The 21,263-nt window shown below is 41.7% G+C and carries 21 protein-coding genes and 2 pseudogenes; 8 read left to right on the top strand and 15 right to left on the bottom strand.

The genetic code is table 11. From position 1 onward, the window contains the following. Positions 1-34: 34 nt before the first annotated feature. On the top strand, positions 35-292 hold the full coding sequence (locus AABI08_RS03300; RefSeq protein ID WP_338343752.1) for a hypothetical protein: 258 nt from the start codon (positions 35-37) through the stop codon (positions 290-292). A 631-nt stretch (positions 293-923) separates the two neighbouring features. After that, positions 924-1,994 carry an IS30 family transposase gene (locus AABI08_RS03305; RefSeq protein ID WP_338344226.1) on the top strand — a complete coding sequence of 357 codons (1,071 nt, stop codon included), beginning with the start codon at positions 924-926 and terminating at the stop codon, positions 1,992-1,994. Positions 1,995-2,463: 469 nt separating this feature from the next. Here AABI08_RS03305 and AABI08_RS03310 read toward each other — a convergent pair whose 3' ends face one another. Together AABI08_RS03310 and AABI08_RS03315 are read right to left on the bottom strand one after the other, a co-directional pair. Further along, a complete protein-coding gene (locus AABI08_RS03310; protein WP_421823467.1) occupies positions 2,464-3,516 on the bottom strand; it encodes an IS30 family transposase in 1,053 nt (350 codons plus the stop codon). Positions 3,517-3,959: 443 nt separating this feature from the next. Next, positions 3,960-4,121 (bottom strand): annotated as a pseudogene (locus AABI08_RS03315) (mucin-binding protein); the annotation flags it as partial. Positions 4,122-4,259: 138 nt separating this feature from the next. Here AABI08_RS03315 and AABI08_RS03320 point away from each other — a divergent pair. Together AABI08_RS03320 and AABI08_RS03325 are read left to right on the top strand one after the other, a co-directional pair. Next, positions 4,260-4,595 carry an FAD:protein FMN transferase gene (locus tag AABI08_RS03320; RefSeq protein WP_338344228.1) on the top strand — a complete coding sequence of 112 codons (336 nt, stop codon included), beginning with the start codon at positions 4,260-4,262 and terminating at the stop codon, positions 4,593-4,595. Next, positions 4,592-5,248, top strand: coding sequence for an FAD-binding oxidoreductase (locus AABI08_RS03325; RefSeq protein WP_338344230.1), 657 nt, complete (start codon positions 4,592-4,594; stop codon positions 5,246-5,248). Before AABI08_RS03320 ends, AABI08_RS03325 begins: the two co-directional genes overlap by 4 nt. Positions 5,249-5,293: 45 nt before the next feature. On the opposite strand, the gene AABI08_RS03330 is transcribed toward AABI08_RS03325, so the two are convergent. Then, positions 5,294-5,608: a SemiSWEET family transporter gene (locus AABI08_RS03330; RefSeq protein WP_059393336.1), complete on the bottom strand. Its 315-nt coding sequence runs from the start codon at positions 5,606-5,608 to the stop codon at positions 5,294-5,296. A gap of 184 nt (positions 5,609-5,792) precedes the next feature. Here AABI08_RS03330 and AABI08_RS03335 point away from each other — a divergent pair, with 184 nt between their 5' ends. After that, positions 5,793-6,293 carry a prolyl-tRNA synthetase associated domain-containing protein gene (locus AABI08_RS03335; protein WP_338343744.1) on the top strand — a complete coding sequence of 167 codons (501 nt, stop codon included), beginning with the start codon at positions 5,793-5,795 and terminating at the stop codon, positions 6,291-6,293. A gap of 70 nt (positions 6,294-6,363) precedes the next feature. Here AABI08_RS03335 and AABI08_RS03340 read toward each other — a convergent pair whose 3' ends face one another. The 5 genes from AABI08_RS03340 to AABI08_RS03360 form a co-directional block, all read right to left on the bottom strand. Next, entirely contained in the window at positions 6,364-6,954 is a 591-nt protein-coding gene (locus AABI08_RS03340; protein WP_338343743.1) for a helix-turn-helix domain-containing protein, read from the bottom strand. 38 nt (positions 6,955-6,992) lie between these two features. Next, positions 6,993-7,457 (bottom strand): 3,4-dihydroxy-2-butanone-4-phosphate synthase, encoded by a 465-nt coding sequence (locus AABI08_RS03345; protein ID WP_338343742.1) that lies wholly within the window; start codon positions 7,455-7,457, stop codon positions 6,993-6,995. Further along, entirely contained in the window at positions 7,411-7,629 is a 219-nt protein-coding gene (locus AABI08_RS03350; protein ID WP_338343741.1) for a 3,4-dihydroxy-2-butanone-4-phosphate synthase, read from the bottom strand. The genes AABI08_RS03345 and AABI08_RS03350 overlap by 47 nt, the downstream gene beginning before the upstream one ends. A 253-nt stretch (positions 7,630-7,882) precedes the next feature. Continuing rightward, a complete protein-coding gene (locus AABI08_RS03355; protein WP_338343740.1) occupies positions 7,883-8,191 on the bottom strand; it encodes a metal-sulfur cluster assembly factor in 309 nt (102 codons plus the stop codon). Next, entirely contained in the window at positions 8,133-9,044 is a 912-nt protein-coding gene (locus AABI08_RS03360) for a helix-turn-helix domain-containing protein (RefSeq protein ID WP_338343739.1), read from the bottom strand. The genes AABI08_RS03355 and AABI08_RS03360 overlap by 59 nt, the downstream gene beginning before the upstream one ends. 383 nt (positions 9,045-9,427) lie before the next feature. Here AABI08_RS03360 and ilvD point away from each other — a divergent pair, with 383 nt between their 5' ends. The 3 genes and pseudogenes from ilvD (at position 9,428) to AABI08_RS03375 (ending at position 12,472) form a co-directional block, all read left to right on the top strand. Then, the gene (gene ilvD, locus AABI08_RS03365) at positions 9,428-11,167 is read left to right on the top strand and encodes a dihydroxy-acid dehydratase (protein ID WP_338343738.1); all 1,740 of its coding nucleotides are present in this window, start codon (positions 9,428-9,430) and stop codon (positions 11,165-11,167) included. A gap of 18 nt (positions 11,168-11,185) precedes the next feature. Continuing rightward, entirely contained in the window at positions 11,186-11,503 is a 318-nt protein-coding gene (locus tag AABI08_RS03370; RefSeq protein WP_338343737.1) for a metal-sulfur cluster assembly factor, read from the top strand. Between the two features lie 19 nt (positions 11,504-11,522). Beyond that, positions 11,523-12,472 (top strand): annotated as a pseudogene (locus AABI08_RS03375) (bile acid:sodium symporter family protein). Between the two features lie 130 nt (positions 12,473-12,602). Here the strand turns inward: AABI08_RS03375 and AABI08_RS03380 are convergent. From AABI08_RS03380 to proB, 7 genes are all read right to left on the bottom strand, one after another. Continuing rightward, on the bottom strand, positions 12,603-12,824 hold the full coding sequence (locus AABI08_RS03380) for a hypothetical protein (RefSeq protein WP_338343736.1): 222 nt from the start codon (positions 12,822-12,824) through the stop codon (positions 12,603-12,605). A gap of 32 nt (positions 12,825-12,856) precedes the next feature. After that, positions 12,857-15,499, bottom strand: coding sequence for a cation-translocating P-type ATPase (locus AABI08_RS03385; RefSeq protein WP_338343735.1), 2,643 nt, complete (start codon positions 15,497-15,499; stop codon positions 12,857-12,859). A 523-nt stretch (positions 15,500-16,022) separates the two neighbouring features. Continuing rightward, a complete protein-coding gene (locus tag AABI08_RS03390; RefSeq protein ID WP_338343734.1) occupies positions 16,023-16,472 on the bottom strand; it encodes a GNAT family N-acetyltransferase in 450 nt (149 codons plus the stop codon). 3 nt (positions 16,473-16,475) lie between these two features. After that, positions 16,476-17,483, bottom strand: a complete 1,008-nt coding sequence (rfbB, locus tag AABI08_RS03395) for a dTDP-glucose 4,6-dehydratase (protein WP_338343733.1) — start codon at positions 17,481-17,483, stop codon at positions 16,476-16,478. Between the two features lie 87 nt (positions 17,484-17,570). Further along, on the bottom strand, positions 17,571-19,100 hold the full coding sequence (locus tag AABI08_RS03400; RefSeq protein WP_338343732.1) for a ClC family H(+)/Cl(-) exchange transporter: 1,530 nt from the start codon (positions 19,098-19,100) through the stop codon (positions 17,571-17,573). A 111-nt stretch (positions 19,101-19,211) separates the two neighbouring features. After that, positions 19,212-20,453, bottom strand: coding sequence for a glutamate-5-semialdehyde dehydrogenase (locus AABI08_RS03405; protein WP_338343731.1), 1,242 nt, complete (start codon positions 20,451-20,453; stop codon positions 19,212-19,214). Positions 20,454-20,456: 3 nt separating this feature from the next. After that, the gene (gene proB, locus AABI08_RS03410; protein WP_338343730.1) at positions 20,457-21,242 is read right to left on the bottom strand and encodes a glutamate 5-kinase; all 786 of its coding nucleotides are present in this window, start codon (positions 21,240-21,242) and stop codon (positions 20,457-20,459) included. Positions 21,243-21,263 lie beyond the last annotated feature (21 nt).

The following is a 21,263-nucleotide window of genomic DNA, read 5'->3' on the forward strand; positions in this document are numbered from 1 at the left end:
AGGTAGAGAAAGGCAGTTTAAAAGGGAGGTTAAAATGTTACAAAGAGAATACGCAAAGAAGTTATTAAGAGAGCGTGGATCGCGTTATGAACGCCTACCAAACTTAGAAATCGCGATGAAAGTAGCGAATATCATGGTGAAACGATTCCCAGAGGGACTTAATTTATCTCAAAAGCGTCACTTAGCTGACCAACTGTCGATTACGGATAAGAGTTTGGAGCGTTTGCTCGATCTCTTGTCAGAAAATGGGCGCTATGAACTAATCGAAGTAGAGAAAAGAAGAGAAAAGTAGAGAAAAGTAGAGAAAACTCTACCTTTTATTTAGAATTTATCATATAATGATTACATCCTGAAAGGTTTTTGAGGGAGTAAAAATGAAACGTCGCCTTGCTACTTATCCGATTACTGCTTGTGTGAAATTTGCTGTCTTTTTCCAGACATTTTTTGGCAAGGCGATCCTACTGATAATCAGTCAGTAGGCTTTTTTATTATCGTTATCCTTGTTTCTTGACAAGGTTAATAAGTCGCGGTATAAATAAGTTAACTCAAATAATATTTTTGAGCGAAAAAGGGTTTCGACCACCGCCTGAAATCTGTAATCAGTATTTTGTTTTCAAAAATCTCCCTTTTTGATACAAAAATTTGTTGTCGAATGTGATCTGTTTCGTGATTATTAAATTACTTCCTATAACACAAGTAACGATGTAAGATAAAAACCTTTTGTTCATTCATTTTAAATAATATTCCTTTCAATCGGGCGGTCCTGCTGTTAACACAGCAGGCTTTTTTGTTTGACCGTAATGACCGAAGTCAAAGTAGAGAAAAGTAGAGAAAAATCTACTTTTCTCTACTTTTTAGTATGTATTCAAGGCTTTCGCTTGCTATAATTTTTGGGTATCAAATGTTAGAGGAGAATAGGCGATATGGGGCAGAAACATCTACAACTCGCACAACGAGTTCAAATTGAAACGCTGCTAAAAGAAGGTCGTAATCTCAGCTTCATAGCCAATGTATTGGGCTATTCAAGAGCGACGATTACCAAAGAAATTCAACGAACAACACTCCATGCAACGATGGAAAGAAAAGTAAGTACACGTATATCATGGAGGATGTACAAAGCACTTGAAGGTCAAGCGCTGGCTGACCAAAAACAACGGCTTAAGAAAAAAGCACCAACAAAGTTAACGCCTCGACGCGAAAAATTAGTTAAAGAATATATCATGAAACATAAATGGTCCCCGGAGCAAATCGCCAACGGGCCGTTACGAATTGGTGTATCCTTTAAAACCATCTATAACTGGGTGAATCATAAAAGAATTAAGGGACTCGATTACTGGGCGTTGCGAGATAAAGGTAAACGACAACGGTATCATAAACGAGCGTTAAGTTGGAGTGAACGGAAAAGTTTGTATTTAAAAAAAGAAGATCAAAAAAGAGCAACGCATCAATATTCAATTGATTATCGACCGAGCGTCATTGAAAACAGGCATCGCTTTGGGCATTGGGAATTGGACGGTGTTGAATCTCGGCAGTCCAGTTATTTACTGTTAACTTTTGTCGAAAGATTTAGTCGTTATGCGGTATCAATGGTTGTAAAGGATAAGTCCGCTTATACAATTAGCCAAGCTATATCCAAGTTTTGTAAAAGATATGAAGGCTGTGTTGATAGTGTAACGTGTGATCGCGGCAGCGAGTTCATTGCCTTGCAAACACGTCAAGTTTTGGATCAACATGGCGTTAAATATTATTTTGCCCACGCATATTCACCGTATGAGCGCGGAACGAACGAGAACTTTAATAAACTGTTGCGAGAGTATTATCCCAAGAAGACGGATTTCGCTCAAATTAGCCAGTCTGAGCTCAATGAAAACGTGATGAGTGTCAACAGACGTCCCATGCGAACACACCGTTATAGAAGCCGATTACAGGCATTTAAGCGGCATTGTCAGTATCGACGAATTGTTGTCGAGAAACTGTTTTTAAAGCCAGTATAAGACCATTTTATTCAATATTTATTTTAAACCAGTCCAACAGACTGGCTTTTTGTCGTGCCGTTAAAAGTTAACAAATTGGCAACGATGAATTAATTGCGGTATAATTGGCGTATTCAACGAAAAAAGAACCCAATTTTACGGTTTTTTTATTCACTAAAAAAAAATAGTCAAAAAAGCATAAAAATAAAAAAGCCTTAGTACCAGGCCTCAGAGCAGTTTCAAATTTAAATTGTTAATTTAGGGGTTGCAAATTTCCTTAGATACTCTACTTTACATAATATATATTATCGAAAGTAAATGAACTAAGGCATTTGTCAACCCCTAATGCAACAGTTTAAAAATATAATTTGAAAAAACCTTTATAAAGCTGATTATACCAATGTTTTTCAGCTTTTTTTAAAATTTATGCTCACTAAAAAGACTTGCCTATTTTTATCATAGCCAAGAATCCATTTATGGGTTCTTTTTTTTATGTAATTCCGGTTACGTGAAGATGTTGATAACTGAGATGCCGTTTAAAGGCGCTTAAACGCGTTTTAAAGCCGTGCAAAGCCATGGGACGTGTATTGATACTCATAACTGCTTTCTGGAGCTTTACAGGGCTAATATGAGCGAAATTAGTTTTCTTAGGAAAATATTCTCTTAAAGCACGATTGAAATTCTCGTTGGAACCACGTTCGTGTGGTGAGTACGCATGAGCATAGTAATATTTAATGTGATGCTTTTGAAAAACTCGCTGGGTCATGGCTGCTAAAAACTCAGTGCCACGATCGCAAGTAACGGATTTAACAGATCCTTGATATTTAGTTAAAAAAACCTCGATAGCTTCACTTATCGAATAAGCGTACTTATTTTTAACAAGCAAAACTTCGGCATATCTCGTTTTTCTTTCGACAAAAGTTAACAACAAATGACTGGATTGCATCGATTCTACGCCATCCAATTCCCAATGCCCAAACACTTCACGGCGTTCGATTGCCATTGGTCGTCTTTCAATCGTATGTTGTTGGATGACAGCTCGCTTATCAGAATTTGACTGATGTAGGCTCTTCATTACTTTTTGACTTAAAGCGCGCTTATACCGTTTCCCCTTCAGTCGTAAACTTTTATTTGAGAGACCCTCAATTTTATTATGGTTAATCCAATTGTATATACAACGGACTGACACACCAAAATTACGACTGCTGTAAACAATTTGTTCTGGTGACCACTTATCTTCTAGAATTCGCTTTTTGATGATGGTGGCTCGGTGATTGGATAATTTACGCGGACGCATCCTTATTTTTGAATGCTTGTTATATTCGGCAAGCTGATGAGCAGAAAGTGCCCGATACATTTTTTTAGCACGATTAACGGGTAAACGCAGGCCCATCCTCTGTTGTTTGGCGGCACGTTGTATTTCTCTGGTAATAGTGGAGCGAGCAAAACCTAGGCGAGTGGCGATTTGTGATAGTGAGTAACCTTCTCCAATCCAGGTCTCTAATTTAACACGATCTTCTAAAGTTAAGTGACGGCAATCCATTGTAAATACCTCTTGATATAAGACAAATATTTTGATTAATTTACATTGTGATAAAAATAGAAAACTATCTAATATTATAATATTAAGAACCGACTTTTTCTTCACGTCAATATTATTTACTGGTGTAAAAACAAAATAAAAGCCACCAATTTCCAATCGGATTTGGTGGCTTTTATTGTCATTTGGAAGCTGTCGCCGTAGCAACAACGCTGTTATTATAAAAAAATGAACTGCTGACGAACAGATTGAACATAAAAAGTTAGTTCATACCCCCTGCCCCTTCCGCTTTTCTCGCTGTTAAATTAACGTACTGATAAGTTTTATCATTTTTGCGGATATAGTTTTCCAATTTATTTAGCACTCATTACTTCTTTCTCTTACGAGGTGAGAAAATTCCAAGCCCCGCAAAACTAGCAATTAAAGCAAATAAAAAGTTTGAATGCGGTGTAACCTTTCAAGGTTGGACTCGTTACTGCCGTAAAGCTCTGATCGGCTGTCCAATTACCATAAGTTTTTTCACCGGTTACAGCATCGGTTGAGACGCTGCGAGTAAAGGTGATTGGCGTTGCGACATAGTCGTCAGCTGCCTTGGTACCATCTGCGTATGCGATTACGGTTCCTTCCAATGAAGTTGACCAACCAATTAGGACCGGCGTGTACCAATTCTCGGTTAGGTAGTGTCCATTTACTGGTCGAGTTCCATTCATAATTTGTTGCATTTCGTCCCGTGTGAAGTAACCTGGATGACGGGCATTGAAGACCCACGTCAACCAGGATACTTGATTGGCAAGTACCCGTTAACCAATGCTGCACTTGCTACCTCCGGGGTTAATAAACGTGGCGAACACATTAAACGAGTTGCCAGTCCACTGATGCAGGTCACCATTGTTGACCACTCATTAACGATTGCCGATACCTGGGCAACTGCCGGAATGGCCGCCGGAACCAAACGATTTTTAGAGCTAATTAAAAAACATCAATTGACTGGTGTGTTAATTGATGCCAAAATTGGTGAAATCAGTTTTGAGAAAGGTCAGGTTCAGTTCGGAGTCAATTGGGTGATACCAGAGGAACCGTGACGACTAACGAGGTACTAGCGCCAAATGTTCAGGAGCTAACGATTACGCCTCAGAAGCATTATCACTTAAATTTGAAAATGGGCGATTTCGTCTTTATCTCCTTTCCTGATTTAAAAGGACTTAAGGAATATCATCCGTTTTCCATCGTCAATCCACCTAGTGATGATAGTCAGCACATTAAGTTAGCCATCCGCGGTGATGGTGATTTCACGAAGCTCCTTTCTGAATTTAAACCAGGAGTGGCGGTTAAATTAAGTGGTGGTTACGGCCGTTATCATTCTTTCCTAGAAGATAATGATCAAGACCATCACATCGTCATGATTGCTGGTGGTATTGGTGTGACGCCATTGCTTTCAATCGTAGAAGGTTCCCCAGAACGTCATATCTCATTGTTTTATTCCGCCCATTACGACCACGATTTAATCTATTTAAATCAGCTAAAGAATTGGCACCAACGTGAGAACTTTGATTTGCATTATCAGGTTGGTCGCTATTCCGAAGCCGATGTTTTAAACCACCAATTGCACGACTTACCAAATAACGCCATCTTTCTCATTTCTGGTCCGGCCCCCATGATTCGCTATTGGAAACGGGTTTTAAAGAAAAATGGTATTCGAAATGGGCAAATTTACGCCGAAGAATTTACTTGGTAATAAAGAAAAGCCCGGTCGATATGACCGAGCTTTTTTATGTTGATATTAGTGAATATAAATCGTTATCACTGTGAACAAGCCAAACAAAATCCCTGGGACGTTCGAAATAATAATTGGCCAATCTTTATACGTTTTAGTCCAGCCATAGCCAGCCCAGAACGACGCGTTAATCATCGCTACGAGTGGCTGTAAAACACCGACTGGATGCCCTGAAAAATTGCTAATAATTTGCGGGATATAAGAAACATACATCGCAATACATGTGAATGTAGCAGCTTTACTGAGGAGCTTCAGCTGTTTAACACGTTTTTCAGGGACAGCATTCTCACCTGTAGGATATTCTGAAGTATCAATTCTCATAAAAATTTCCTTTCTCCGTTGTTCATACCTCAAATTATAGCTGTTTTCAGCGTACATAGCGAGTAAAAATGAAACAATGTTGCTTTTTATGCAACATTTTTAGCCGTTATTCAAACAATTGCAATGATGAAGCAACTCTTGCTAATGATATAATGTGACCTATATGAAAAGCCGAGGTAAAAGCATGAATAAAAGTGAAGTCTTTGAGTATTTGAAGCAAAAAAATGTTTGGCACGAAATTACAGAACACCAAGCGCTATTTAGTATGGATAACATTGTTGATGTTGATTTACCATACCCAGACGCCGATGCAAAAAATCTTTTTGTCCGCGATGATAAAAAACGCAATTATTATCTGATTACCGTTAAGGGCGATAAAAGAGTTGACTTGAAGGCCTTCCGCAAGGAAAATCAGACTCGCCCATTATCGTTTGCTTCAGAAGAAGACTTGCTAAGATTAATGGGCTTAATTCCTGGCTCGGTTTCCCCCTTTGGTCTCCTGAATGATGAAGACCGCCAAGTCAATTTTTTCCTTGATGAGGAATTTTTAAAAGAACCCGGACTAATCGGGATTCACCCAAATGAAAACACGGCAACGGTCTGGCTGAAGACCGTTGATCTCCTCGAAATGATTCAAGAACATGGAAATGAAGTTACGACTGTCCCTATCCCTGAGCGTAACTAAGCACGGTCTATCTAAAAAGCTGCAACACTATTCTTGAGTGTTGTAGCTTTTTTAAGTCATTTAATTCTTTTTAGGAGACAATTTGATGGTATTGCTCCTGGGCAACTTGTACAATTGGTACTTGCTGTGAACTGCATGTACCTAATTTTTTACCGATATGTTGGACAAGCCAGGCAGGCAAATAAGGTCTGGCAAGGAGAACTAGGTAAGCGTCGAAACTTAAAAACGTTTCGATATCCTCAAAATAGCTAAACAAGTCTTCATCCGCAGACACCGGTTGGCCAAGTCGGAGCATAATAATCGTTTCCAAAACTTGCTCATGACGGAGTAGATGTTCTTTTTGTGCTAAACGAACCATGATTCGTTTCAAAACCCGTTGATCATCAACAAACCGATAAGCTTTTTCAGCCCAATCAATAGTGGCAAAACCATCAAAAACGTTGGCTTCACCGATGTCTGCCAATGTTAAGCCCATATAACGCAATAATTGAATAGCGGTACTCAAATGGATATCTGTTTGGCCACGTTCAAACTTTGAAATCACACTCGTCGATAAGCCCGTTGCTTCAGCCAAATCATTGGCAGACATGCCACGAGTTTCACGTAATTCACGAATCATGGCGCCTAAACGTTGAACCTCCGCAAAGACATCTTTCGACATGGTCCCCCACCCCTTTTACATTCTTAATTTCACTTTTATTATTCAGCAATCGCTTTTAATTCAGCTTGCTCTCGTAAGTACACTTGCAAATCAGCAATTGAAATCATTGGTAATTGCCATTTTTTGGCTAACTGAACTAAATCAGCCTGACGAGCCATATGACCATCTGGTAAAAGAATCTCGATGATTGCCGCTACCGGTGCCGTTCCAGCTAATTTGGCCAAATCAACACCCGCTTCGGTATGACCATTACGCTCCAAGACACCTCCCGACTTTGCCACCAATGGAAATGTGTGACCTGGGTGGACAAAGTCTTTTTCCGTCGCATCGTCCTTACTCAATTGGGCAATCGTCCGAGCACGGTCGAAGGCAGACACACCAGTCGTGACCCCTGTTGACACATGTTCACCATCAACCGAAATTGCAAAGGCGGTCTGATTCGTTTCATGATTATCATCAACCATTTGCCGTAAACCAAATTTTTCGGCTAGTTCGGGTGCCATTGGTGCACACAGCAACCCGCGAGGCATTGGTAACCATGAAGTTAACCGTTTCAGGCGTTATATTCTCGCCAAGGGCAATCAAATCGCCCTCATTCTCTCGATCTTCGTTGTCCACAACAATGACCGGTTGTCCCTTCTTCAATACTGCCAATGCATCCGTAATCTTATCCATTTTTTCTTCCTCCTCTGTGCTTAAATGAGTGACTTTATCTTACCCGTTAAAACTCAGCGAACAGAAAAAATTTCCTATAAGAAAAATAAACATTTTAAAAATCAGCCCATATTCTGATAATAGCAAGAATTCAGCCAAAAATTCGTATATAAATCGAAACTTTTGAAACAGGATTATGATAATAAACGTTCAAAAAACGAACAATTCCTATTGGAAATTATAAAAAAGGCTGACCGAAAAAGCAAATGTCCTTTTATAACCCAAGAGCAATTCGGGCATAGGGTGACAGCCGTCCACGATTCCATGCCGGTTCCCAAGTCAAGACGACCTCGGCTTCTTGAATTTCACTCAATGAAAGTAATTGATTGCGAATATCGTTTTCTAAAATTTTGGTTAACGGGCAGCCCAATGTCGTCAGTGTCAAATCAACGATTGCGCGATTCCCCTGAACAGTTACCTGATTAATCAGTCCAAGGTTGACGATATCAATTTTCAATTCTGGATCAATTACCCGAGAAAGAGATGTTGTAATCTTCTTTTGCATTTCTTTTTGATTGGCCATTGCTTACCTCCGCTTTACTCGCTTGATAATTTTGAATGGATAACAAAATCAACTGGTTATTGTGAATCTTGGCAATGATTCGAGCACTCTCAATCAGTTCATTCATAATAATCTGCTGGTAATGATACTGCTCCCCCACCTGGGCAAGTTGCCAATAAAAGTTTTCCAGAAACAAGGTGGTACTATTGATTTTGGCGACGTCAATGCCGTCGGCTGCAATTTGAGCGGCAACTGAAAAATTCTGATTTTGTAATTGAAACTCCGCTAACAAATAGAAGATACCCATTTGTAAGCCAACCTGTTGTGAAAAATCAATCTGATTTTGTTGCTGCGATAACTTGCTAAAAATACTATTCGCGCGACGCCTATCTTCTTTGAGATGGTAGTAAAACATGGTAGTCGCCTGAAAGAATACCGCTTGTATGGCTCCTAATTGACGATTGGCTAACTTTTTCTGGATGGCATGTGCCTGTGCAAAGTCTAGTTTTAAAATCACTAAATGAAAATAAGATAGCAGCCAGTAGTCATTTTGCTCATCATGACTAAATTGATTTAAATCAGCTTCGGCTAACAATGTTGCCGCCAATTGGCCATCTTGATGAAAGAGTACATGTTGCAATCGCTTGAGGTATTGTTCATTTTGATTGACCGAATGTGTCCGGCTAACCGGGAAGACATCATCTAACGTCAAACCGAGACGTTCACATAACTGAACCATAATTTCAAACGTTGGTACACTCTGCTGATTTTCAAACTTGGATAAGGTCGATTGTGTACAGATGTCTTTGCAAAGGTCACTTTGAGAAAGCTTCAGAATGTTTCGCCGTTCAACAAACTTTTCAGTATTGATCATAATTCTCCCCACTATGAAATGAAAAAAGCAGCTAACATCAGTTAGCTGCTTTTTGAAACCACCTCTAACTGCCTACTCAATTTTTAATTAGTAGGCAATCAACGAAAAATAAACTACTAATTATCAAAAAATAATAGGTAGTTTGACGACAATCACAGTATTCAAAATTAATTCATTGCGATATTCCATTTTATGTATTCGTTTTCTAATTTTTTTATAATGTTAATCTTAATTCGAAACAGTCAATTGTCAACTTTTACTACTGATTTCACCCGTAAGCCTGTAAGATGATGATTCCTGTTATATAAAATTAGAATATTTTCTTGTTTCGCCATCCGATTAGATTAGAATTTGATTAAATTCAAGAACAAAAGGAGCAAAACATGAAAGATGAATTTTCTTTTACAGTTACAAGCGATGATTTGAAACAGCGTTCTGATCATATTAAATTAGGGGTCCATCAAGCCCCTGCTCGCTCTCTACTTTATGCAACAGGACAAGTTCAAAATCCCGAGGATATGAAGAAGCCCTTTATTGCCATTTGCAATTCATACGTCGAAATTGTCCCAGGTCATACCCATCTGCGAGAATTAGCCGATATCGCGAAAGAAGCAATTCGTGAAGCGGGCGGTATTCCTTTTGAATTTAATACAATCGGCGTTGACGACGGCATCGCGATGGGCCATTCCGGGATGCGCTATTCCCTACCATCACGGGAATTAATTGCTGATTCCGCTGAAACAGTGATTACTGCTCACTGGTTTGATGGCGTCTTTTTCTTGCCAAACTGCGACAAAATCACACCCGGAATGTTGATGGCTTCCCTGCGGTGCAACGTCCCTTCGATTTTCGTTTCGGGCGGCCCAATGAAAGCCGGACTAGATGCCAAGGGTAACGCCGCTACCCTTTCAACAATGTTTGAAGCAGTTGGCTCATTTAAATCAGGATTGATGACCAAAGACGAATTCTTGCAAATGGAACAAAACGTTTGTCCAACGTGTGGTTCTTGTGCGGGGATGTTCACAGCCAATTCAATGAACACCTTAATGGAAATGCTTGGAGTTACCCTACCCTATAACGGGACAGCATTGGCGACCTCAACAGAACGGCGTGACCTGATTCGCGAAGGTGCTAAGCAACTAATGCGCTTAGTCAAAGAAAACGTGAAACCAAAAGATTTGATTACCAAAGAAGCGCTTGACGATGCCATTGCGCTTGATATGGCCATGGGCGGTTCAACAAACACCGTTCTTCATGTTTTAGCAATTGCTCATGAAGCAGGAATTGACTATAACCAAGAAGATATCAATAAGATTGCCAAAAAAGTTCCTTATCTAGCCAAAATTGCGCCATCATCCAACTGGTCAATGGAAGATGTTCATCAGGCAGGTGGTATCCCAGCAATCATGAACGAACTTGTCCGCATGGGTAATATTTTACATCCTGATCGCATGACCGTGACTGGGAAAACCATTCGAGAAAACGTGGCTAACCACGAAATTTTAAATGACGAAATTATCAGGCGCTTTGATGTAAATCCTTATTCCAAAGAAGGTGGCATCTCCATCCTCTACGGTAACCTTGCACCGGATGGCGCAGCCATTAAAGCTGGTGGGGTCGATGCCAGTGTCAAACAGTTTACGGGAGAAGCCATTGTGTTCGACTCAGAAGGCGACGCTGTCAAGGCCATTGATGCTGGTCAAATTCATGCCGGTCACGTAGTGGTTATCCGTTATGAAGGACCAAAGGGAGGACCAGGCATGCCCGAAATGCTTGGTCCAACATCCGCTTTAACTGGGATGGGACTAGGAAAAGAAGTTGCCTTGATTACTGATGGCCGTTTTTCCGGAGCAACTCGCGGTATCTCAGTTGGACATGTCAGTCCCGAGGCAGCTGATCAAGGACCAATCGCTTTAATTCATGATGGCGATCAAATTACGATTGATTTGGTTGACCGGTCAATCCACTTACATGTTAGTGACGCAAAATTAGCAGAGCGAAAAACACAATTAAAACCTTTTAAGCCTAAAATCAAGCATGGTTGGATTGCTCGCTACCAAAGTCTTGTGACTTCAGCAAATACCGGTGCTGTCTTAAAGGGAGCTGATGAACTTTTCGGTTAAAGAAACGAGGTATCTTTCATGGAAACTGAAGCAGAAGACCTTAAAAACAGAATGGTCCAGGCGCTTTCAGAAGTAATTGATCCTGAGTTGAAATGTGACATCATCAATCTTGGTTTAGTTTACGGATTATCGATGGATAATCATCATTGCGTAACTGTTCAATTAACATTAACCACGATGGGCTGTCCCTTAACAGAGGCTTTAAAAACCATGATTGAACGTGCCTTAATGAATCTCGTTGAGGTCGAAAAAGTCGTCGTCGAACTCGTCTGGAGCCCCGCCTGGAATAAAAATATGATGAGCGACTATGCCAAACTTGTTTTAGGAGTCTATTAACAAAAAAGGAAAGAAAAATATGCAAAAAGCCAAACAATTGTCCGATATAATTAATAAATTTTTTACTCTCTTTGTCCTGCTAATCGTCTTAATTGCACTCTTTTTACCTAAGCCAGGAACAGTGATTGCCACAACCAAAGTTGGTAACCTTTCCGCCGTCTCAATCTTATTAATGATTGTTTTGTTTGGCATGGCATGGGCATTACATTAACACCAGCTGATTTTAAACGGGTAGCCCAAAGGCCTGTTCAAGCGTTAATGGGGACTGTTGCTCACTACGTTATTATGCCCTTCTTGGCATTCTTGTTAGTACACTTATTTGATTTAACTGTTGCTGCAGCCGTTGGCGTTATTTTAGTTGGTTCTGACCCATCCGGAACCTCCTCCAATGTCATGTCATTTTTAGCCGGTGGTGATGTTGCATTGGACGTGTCCATTGGCTTGCTTTCAACATTATTGGCACCGTTTATGTTGCCATTGCTGCTCAAAATGTTAGCAGGAAAATGGGTTGATGTGCCCTTCCAGTCAATGTTTTTATCAGCATTTGAAATTGTAGTTATCCCAGTCGCTTTGGGATTGACTGTTCATATGATTTTTCAAAAACATGTTCAAAAAATTATCCACGTGATGCCATTAGTTTCGCAAGTGATGATTGTTTTGATTATTCTGGCCGTTTTGTCCGCTAATTCAAAAACGATTCTTGCTGTTAGTACACTTGCTTTAATTCCAATTGTTATGTTGCATAATTTATTGGGCTATCTATTTGGTTTTTTGTTTGCCAAACTATTCAAAATGGACACTGCCCAACAGAAGGCAATTACGTTTGAAGTTGGTATGCAAGACTCGGCCCTTGCGTCCACGCTAGCAATTTCATTTTTCGAACCTGCTTCCGCCATTTCAGCAGTTATTTTTTCTGTCTGGCACAATATCTCGGGATCCGTTTTAGCCTCCATTTGGAAAAATCATTAAGAGTTCTTCCATTCATGGCAATACAAAAAGTCGGTATTTTAGCCGACTTTTTATGATTAAAAATCAAACCCACTAGACAGAAAAAGGCCCGTTGCTCAAGCAACGGGCCTTCTTTTTCACTATTAATATTTTATGGTAGTAAGTGCTGCTTTGCTTTGCGAAACACCCATACAACCAGACTTAGTCCTGAATAAATCGAAACGAAGATGATAAAGTTCAAGAAGAGATTATCCTGAATAGCGGGATAAACCTTTTCAACCTGGTTAATACCAATAAAACTACCTAAGATAATGAAAATACTGCTAATTGAAAAGCCTCTTTTTCGGCGTTCGGGTTGCGATTTCGCTTGCATGCGCATTTACCTTTCGAGTAAGTTGTTAGTCATTAAACCTGAAAGAGCTTGGGACTGATTTTCTTCAGGATTTCTAAGATAATTGTCGGCACAACAGTTAAGAGAACGATGATCAGCCAATGGCTAGCTGATAAGCCAACCAAGCCGAAGAGTCCTTGAACACCCGGAATCACGGAAACGGCAATGGTAATCAATGTGGCTAAGATGGCCATATTAACCAACGATGGGTTAGCACCATAACGAATTGAAAAGAGCGACTTTTCAGAACGGATATTGAAAACGTGAATAATCGACGTTAATGACAAGACCACGAAGGCCATTGTCTGACCAACCTCTTCTGAAGTAGCGATACCACCCATGGCCACATTTTGACCAAGCCAGATGGCTCCTAAGGTCACCAACGCGAAGAGCGATGCGTTTAAGGCAATCTGTCGGCCAACTCCCTGGCTAAACAGTGATGCATTTTTGGGCATTGGCGCCTTATCCATCACGTTTGTTAACATTGGTTCGCGACTCAAGGCGAATCCTGGCAAACCATCGGCTACAAGGTTGATAAAGAGCAGATGGATTGGGAGTAACGGTGAACCCCAGCCTAAGATCATGGCAATCAAGATAGCAATTAATTCCGAGATGTTAGCGGACAAAAGGAAATTAATGGTCTTACGAACCTTAACATAAACGCCTCGTCCTTCTTCGATGGCACTAATAATTGTCGCAAAGTTGTCATCCGTCAAAACGATATCAGAAGCACCACGGGCAACATCGGTTCCGGTTTGACCCATAGAAATACCAACATTGGCTGCCTTCAGGGCCGGTGCATCATTGACGCCATCACCCGTCATGGCAATCGTAGCATCTTGTCGCTGCCATGACTTGATAATTCTGATTTTATCAGTTGGCGTTACACGAGCATAAACACTATAATCTTTAACATTCTTATCCAATTCAGCATCGGATAATTGCGCCAATTCGGCACCAGTTAATGTTTTGTCACCGGGTTGTAAAATCCCGATTTCACGAGCAATGGCACTCGCCGTTTCAACGTGGTCACCGGTAATCATCACCGTCTTAACCCCGGCTTGTCTTGCCTGGGCAACAGCCGCTGCCGATTCCAGACGTGGTGGATCAATAATACCGACCAAGCCGACCAATTCTAAGTTACTTTCATAAAATTCCTGAGTTGGTTCTTCAGGCAGCTGATCAAAGACATGCTTGGTAATAGTCAACACACGCAGTGCCTGACGACCGAAAGTTTGGTTAACCTTTTCGGCTTCGGCAACATCACCCTTTGCCAACATTGGTGCCAACACATCAAAGGCTCCCTTAGTGATGGCAATGTAACCACCATCTGGTCGCTGATGAACGGTTGTCATCCGCTTTTTTGTTGAATTAAATGGTACCTGATCAACTACAGGATATTCAGTCAATAAGTCTTCTCGACTTTTAATTGGGTCAATAGCCCTCACCAAAGCAACTTCCGTTGGCAAGCCATCAAAACGAGTTTCCCCATCTTCATCTTCCGCTACGGTAACGTTTGTTGACATTGCTGCCAGTGACAAAACTTCCTCGGCCTCAGGTGTGATACCATCTGCTGTGGCTGATAACTGATTTTGACTCGCTTGCCAAACTTGACGAACTGTCATCTTGTTTTGCGTCAAAGTTCCAGTTTTATCCGAAGCGATGACATTGGTTGTTCCCAACGTTTCCACCGCTGGTAATCGACGAATAATAGCGTGCTTCTTGGCAATCCGTTGAACACCAAGGGCCAACGTCATAGTCACAATCACTGGCAACGTTTCCGGCACAATGGCAACGGCTAAGGAGATGGCCGTTAAGAAGATGTGCTTCAAATCCATCCCTTGGGCAATTCCCAGCGTCAAGACGACAATCGCCGAGATAATGGCCAAATAAGAAATATTACGACCTAATTGAGCCAAACGACGTTGCAATGGTGTCAATGGCGTGCTGTTTTCGTTGTTCAACAGGCTGGCAATCTTACCCATTTCGGTTGCCATTCCGACGGCCGTGACAATGGCAAGCCCATGACCGTTAACAACGGTCGTACCACGATAAACCATCGTTACTCGTTCACCGAGGTCGACGTCCTTGTCTCCCTCAAAAGTAGCCTCCGCATCTTTTTCAACGGGTAAACTTTCACCAGTTAATGCAGACTCTTCTGTCTGCAATTCAACAGCTTCAATTAAACGCGCATCAGCGGCGATGGATCGTCCGTTTTCTAAGAGCAAAATATCGCCGACAACAACGTCATCCGAATCAATTAATTCCGGCTGGCCGTCACGCAAAACCTTAACCTGGCTCTTATTCAAATCCTTCAAGGCGGCTAAAGAGCTCTCCGCCTTTCCTTCTTGGAAAATGGACAATGCTGAGTTGATGACCACAATCCCAATCACCAACAGACTTTCGAAGTAATTATTACTTCCTTCCAAATAAGTGGCGACAGAGGAAATCCCGGCCGCAATCAGCAAAATGATAGTTGCCACATCCTTTAAACTAAGCAAAATTTTCTTAGCTAATGATGTCTTTTTTTCAGCAACGAAAACGTTTTTCCCGTGTTCTTGCCGGCTTTTCTCGACCTGATTTTCCGAAAGCCCTTGGTCCGGTTTTGTCCCAAGAGCCTTGAGTGTTGCTTGAACTCCTTTTTGGAATGCTTGCATGAGTATTCCTTTCAATGGTTCATGAGAAGGTATCACACCAGAGATGGTCTCCTGGCCACGGCACGTCTTCTCTTGCGTGACCGTGTTGGCAGTTGCATACTACTCAAAGTTCGGCGCCGACAATAAAGTGGTGTAAGTCCCCGAATTTTGAAATCGTGTCTCTTCATAGATAAAAAGCGAACAATTTCGGCTAATCGTTTGCGATTAACATGTAGGTTTTTAGCTAATTGGAATACTGGCACAATTAACTGTCAAAATTAATATTCAGATATGTATGAAAGTACGACGCCATCAGAGTGAATAAAAGTATTCTTAAACTAATAAGTATGACTAATATTATTGTAGCATACTTATAACAATTTTTGTAAGTTTTAAAGGATAAAATAATATTTCTAATAAAAAACGCTGTTAAATCAGTGATTATATACTTTAATTAGAATAATATTGATTAAAAAAACACCTATACCAATTTCGGAAGGCGTTTACCGATCGAACACTCCGTCTCGCTTTACGGAATAAACCGTCAATCACTTACTAAGACAAATTTCTTTTGCGTTTTCACTTCTTCAAAGCCAAGATGTCGATAAAAGGCATGGGCATCTTGGCGATTTGCACCAGAATTAAGCCGGATGATTCGAATTTTTCGGTTTTTGCCCGCCTCCTCTAACCACTCAATTAAAGCCGTGCCAATTCCCTGCCCCTGCGCTGACTGGTTGACCGCCAATGCCAAAATATTCAACGCAGAATCAGCATATATTTCCTGATAAACTTCGGCATGAAGATAACCCAAAATCTCGTGTTGTGAATTTTCAGCAACCGCCAACAGATGGTGACGTTGATCTTCCAGCAATTGCAATAACTGATTTTTCGCCTTCTCAATTGGATAATCATACCCCAACTCATTTGTGTTGAGCGTATGAAGGGCTGCTAAATCGAGCAACGTTGCCTCACGAATAAAAAATTCTTCAACCATTTTTTATCGACGTCCTTCCTGAAGGTACTTAGCTTCGACAATCGAGTGCGCTTTCTGCCACCAATCCTGGTGATTTTGGTACCAGGTAATTGTTTCTTTCAGCCCGGCATCAAAAGTAAAGACCGGGTGCCAGTCAAGGGCTGCCATCGTCCGGCTAGCATCCAAGGCGTAACGCTGATCATGACCCGGTCGGTCAGCAACATGCAAAATATTCGAGGAATCCTGGCCCAACTGATGCAAGATTTTTTGCACAACTGTTAAATTACTCAACTGACAATTAGCCGAAAAAAGATAGGTTTGACCGTTTTTTCCCTTTTCCAACACAGCTAACAGACCTCGCACGTGGTCCGTCACGTGTAGCCAATCACGCACCTGCTTCCCCGAACCAAATACTTGGGGCTTTTCATCACTCATAACAGTAGCAATTGTCCTTGGAATTAGTTTTTCAACATATTGATAAGGGCCGTAATTATTCGACGAATTTGAAATCGTAGCCTGAATACCAAAAGACCGGACCCAAGCCCGAACTAGGTGGTCGGAGCTCGCCTTGGTTGCCGAATATGGTGACGAAGGTTGATAGCGGAATTCCTCTTGAAAAGCCGCCGTGGAATCAATCGGTAAGTCACCAAAAACTTCATCCGTCGAAACGTGGTGATAGAAAACATGGTATTTGCGAACCGCTTCCAGCAACGTATAGGTACCAATAATATTCGTATCCAAAAATGGCCTTGGGTCGGCTAACGAATTATCATTATGGCTCTCCGCCGCAAAGTTAATCACGACATCGACGGTCTGAACCAGCTGATTAACCAGTGGCGCGTCACAAATATCGCCAACCACTACATGCAGTCGTTCAGTTGGTAAATCAGCTAGATTTTCTAAATTACCGGCGTAAGTCAACTTATCTAAAACAGTGATTTCGACTTTATGATTGTGCTCCAACAGATAACGAACGAAGTTAGCGCCAATAAAACCAGCGCCTCCCGTTACGAGTATTTTCTGATAGCCCATGACCTTCTCTCCTTGTGCTGATTTTAAAAAAATATTATAACAAAAGGGCTTCCTCAGCAAACACTGAATTGGACCTTTTCAATATTTTTACATTTTCAATAGAAGCGATGCCCGAACTTTTTTCGATTCGGCTTGTGCCGTCCGAACATAGATGGTATCTCCCGGCCGTAAAATCAGGTCTCCAGCTGGTAGTAAGCTTTGATTTCCCCGCTTCACCATCGTAATTAAGCTTTGACTGAGCCAATCAATATCGCGAATTTCACGGTCCTCTAAAACTGTACCGGCCAAAACTGGCACTTCCAAGGTAATCAACTGCTGGCCACCATCCTCTTCCTGATTTTGCAAAAGACGGTTCAACAATGATTCATAGATTGGTGCACCGTTGCACAAGTCGACCACTAGGTAAGCAACTAAGCTGACAAAGGCCAACGGCAAAAAATGGGTTACGGAACCGACCATCTCAATAATCAGGATGATGGCAGTAAAAGGCGCCTTCCCGATAGCCGCAAAATAAGCCGCCATGCCGATAACCACGAAATCAATGAGATAGGACGCAGATAACCAGCCAAAAATAACAAAGAGCTGACCAATGATGGCACCATTTAAAGCACCGAGTGTCAAAATTGGTAGAAAAATTCCTCCGGGAAGGCCTGAACCGTAACTAATCATCGAAAAGATAAAGCGAACCAGTACCATGGCCAATAAAATTTTGATGCCTGGAACGTGATGACCAAGCGCTAAGACTAAATTATTGCCCCCACCAAGACCGTTTGACCAAAAAAGACCTAACGGAATAACAAGCATCAGTGGAATCAAACCATTCAGGTATTTTGGTAAGTGTGTCCATTGATAGATCTTCTGGCTGGCCAAGAGCGTTTTTTGGTACAGAAAACCAAGCAAACCGAGAACAAGTCCCAAAATTAATAGAAGACCATAGAGGCGGACTGGGATGATTGGTAATTGTCCAACCGCCAAAACCGGCGTCTGGCCGAAAACAATCGTGGAAATTGCATCAGCAATCACAGAACCGGCCAATGCCCCCAGCCAGATAACCGGCGAAAAACTATGGTAGATTTCTTCCAAGACGAACATCACACCAGCTAACGGTGCATTAAAGGCGGCAGCCAAACCCGAAGCCGTACCGGCCGCAATCAGTGACTTTTTTTGACTATGATCAACCTTGATGGTTTCAGCAACCCCCTGTCCGACGGCGGCTCCAAGTTGAATCGAGGGGCCTTCGCGTCCCAACATCAGGCCCGAACCAATAGCTAAGATACCGGCAACAAATTTCCGCCATAGAATCGAAAAATAATTTAAATGCAGTTGATCCATCAACTGCCCTTCAACCTGCGGAATCCCAGAACCCGCGATATTGGGTTCCTTTTTCACTAACATCGCGACAATCACGCCGATTACTAAATTAATAAAAACAACGAGAACAAGCATTGACCAGTGGCCGTTTTTAATGTACGTATACATATCACGCCACCACGAAAGCGAGTGTTCAATGCTCATTCGAAAAACAGACACCACAATCCCGGTTAAAACACCAACCAAAGCCCCGTTAATAATGACCATCAATCGATTTGTATTAAAATGAAAGGTATTTTTTTGCATATTTTTAGTTTACACCTTTTTATTCTAAAATCGTAACAGAAAACAAAAATAGTTCAAAAAGATTGATAACTTTTTGAACTATTTAACAAGAAATCGTCTGGGTGCTTGATTTTAATGACGAGTTTGGCCATCGCCAAAAACTTCGTAATTAATAGTAGTCAACGCTGGCAAGCCCATTGGCCCACGAGCGTGCAACTTTTGCGTGGAGATACCGATTTCGGCACCAAAGCCAAATTCAAAACCGTCCGTAAAGCGGCTCGAAACATTTTGGTACACCACCGCTGCATCCACTCGGTTCATAAAATCAGCAACATGTTGAGCATTTTGACCAAGAATAGTTTCAGAATGGTGAGTCGTATGCGCATTAATCCAATCAATGGCAGCATCGATATCGGTCACAACCTTAATCGCCATGATTAAATCATTGTATTCCGTATCCCAATCAATTGGTGTGGCTAGTGAGAGACGGCCATCAATAGCCACAGCCTGGTCGTCGCCGCGTAGTTCAACACCAGCTTCAATCAAGGCCGAAGCCACCTTCGGCAAGAATTCAGCAGCAATTTTCTCATGAATCAATAGCTTTTCGGCGGCGTTGCAGACAGCGGGCTTTTGCGTTTTTGCATTGACAATCACTTCGATTGCCTGATCCTGGTCGGCATCTTCATCCACAAAGATGTGCGTGTTGCCTGCCCCAGTTTCAATCACTCGTACGGTGGCATTCGTCACCACAAAGTCAATAAAGCTGCCAGATCCCCGAGGAATTAAGACGTCTACGTATTGACGAAGGTGGAGCAACTCGTTAACAGAATCATGTGTGGTATCGGTGATCAATTGAATAATATTAGGATTCAATTGATGGTCCGTCAGTACGGAACGGAGCACCTGCGCCAAGGCAATATTGGAATGGATTGCTTCTTTACCACCACGTAAAATCACGGCGTTACCTGATTTGAACGTCAAGGCGGCTGCATCCACCGTCACATTCGGACGGGCCTCATAGACCATTGCTACCACTCCAAGTGGAACAGTTTTCTTGATAATTTTGAATCCAGATGGGTGTTCCCAATTTTCATATGGGCCAGCCAATGGATCGTCAAGATCCGCCACGGCAGCCAAGGAAGTAGCGATGCCCTCAATCGTCGCATCATCAAGCGTTAGGCGATTGCGCATTGGGCCAGAAAGTGCTGTTGCACTGGCTAAATCCGTTTGGTTTGCGGCCATAATAGCTGACTTTTGTTCCCGCAAGGCTTCAGCCATCGACAATAAAATTTGGTTGCGGTCTTGTGTTGATAATTGCGCAACAACTTGTGCTGCTTCTTTGGCCTGTTGGCCAATTTTTTCAACTATTGTCATCGTCTATTCCTCAAAAAGTGTCCCAATTTCTTCTCCCGCAATCACAGCAAGAATATTGGCCGGGTCATTCCCATTCACTAAGGCCATTTTTTGACCATTTTTCATCGTTAAATCAGCTGCCGCTAACTTCGTGCTCATGCCACCAGTGCCCAAACCGGAAGTTGAACCCGTTGCACTAAGCCAAATTGTTTCCGTAATCTCTTCAACTCGGTGAATTGGCTTGGCATTTTGATCAATATTTGGGTTAGCCGTATAAAGTGCATCAACATCACTCAAAATAATTAAGCCATCGGCTTGAATTTGCTTCGCCACTAATGCGGCTAAGCGGTCGTTATCACCAAACGAGTGTTGGTGATCCAACTCGTCAACGGCAATCACATCGTTTTCGTTAATAATCGGAATCACACCTTGGTCAAAAAGTGTTTCAATGGCGTTTGTAGTATTTTCTAGCATGACTGGGTTATCAAAGACATCATAAGTCAAAAGAACCTGCCCAACCTGCTGCTGATAGAAGGCAAAGCTTTGGTGGTACAAAGACATTAAATACCCCTGCCCAATGGCAGCGAGCGCCTGTTGCTTTGGAATTTCCTTTGGTCGCTGGTGCAAATTCATCTGGTTCAAAGCGACTCCAATGGCACCTGAAGTCACCAATAGCACCTGGTGACCATCCTTTTGCAAGGTCGATAGTGTTTGAGCTAAACGGTTCACAACCGGGTATTTGATTTGCCCATCCAGGTCCACAATGGTACTTGTTCCCACTTTTACAACAATTTTCTGCCAGTCTGCCATGCACTTTTTCCTTCATTAAGT

The organism is Fructobacillus evanidus (assembly GCF_963580165.1).
In the GTDB taxonomy this organism is placed as follows: domain Bacteria; phylum Bacillota; class Bacilli; order Lactobacillales; family Lactobacillaceae; genus Fructobacillus; species Fructobacillus evanidus.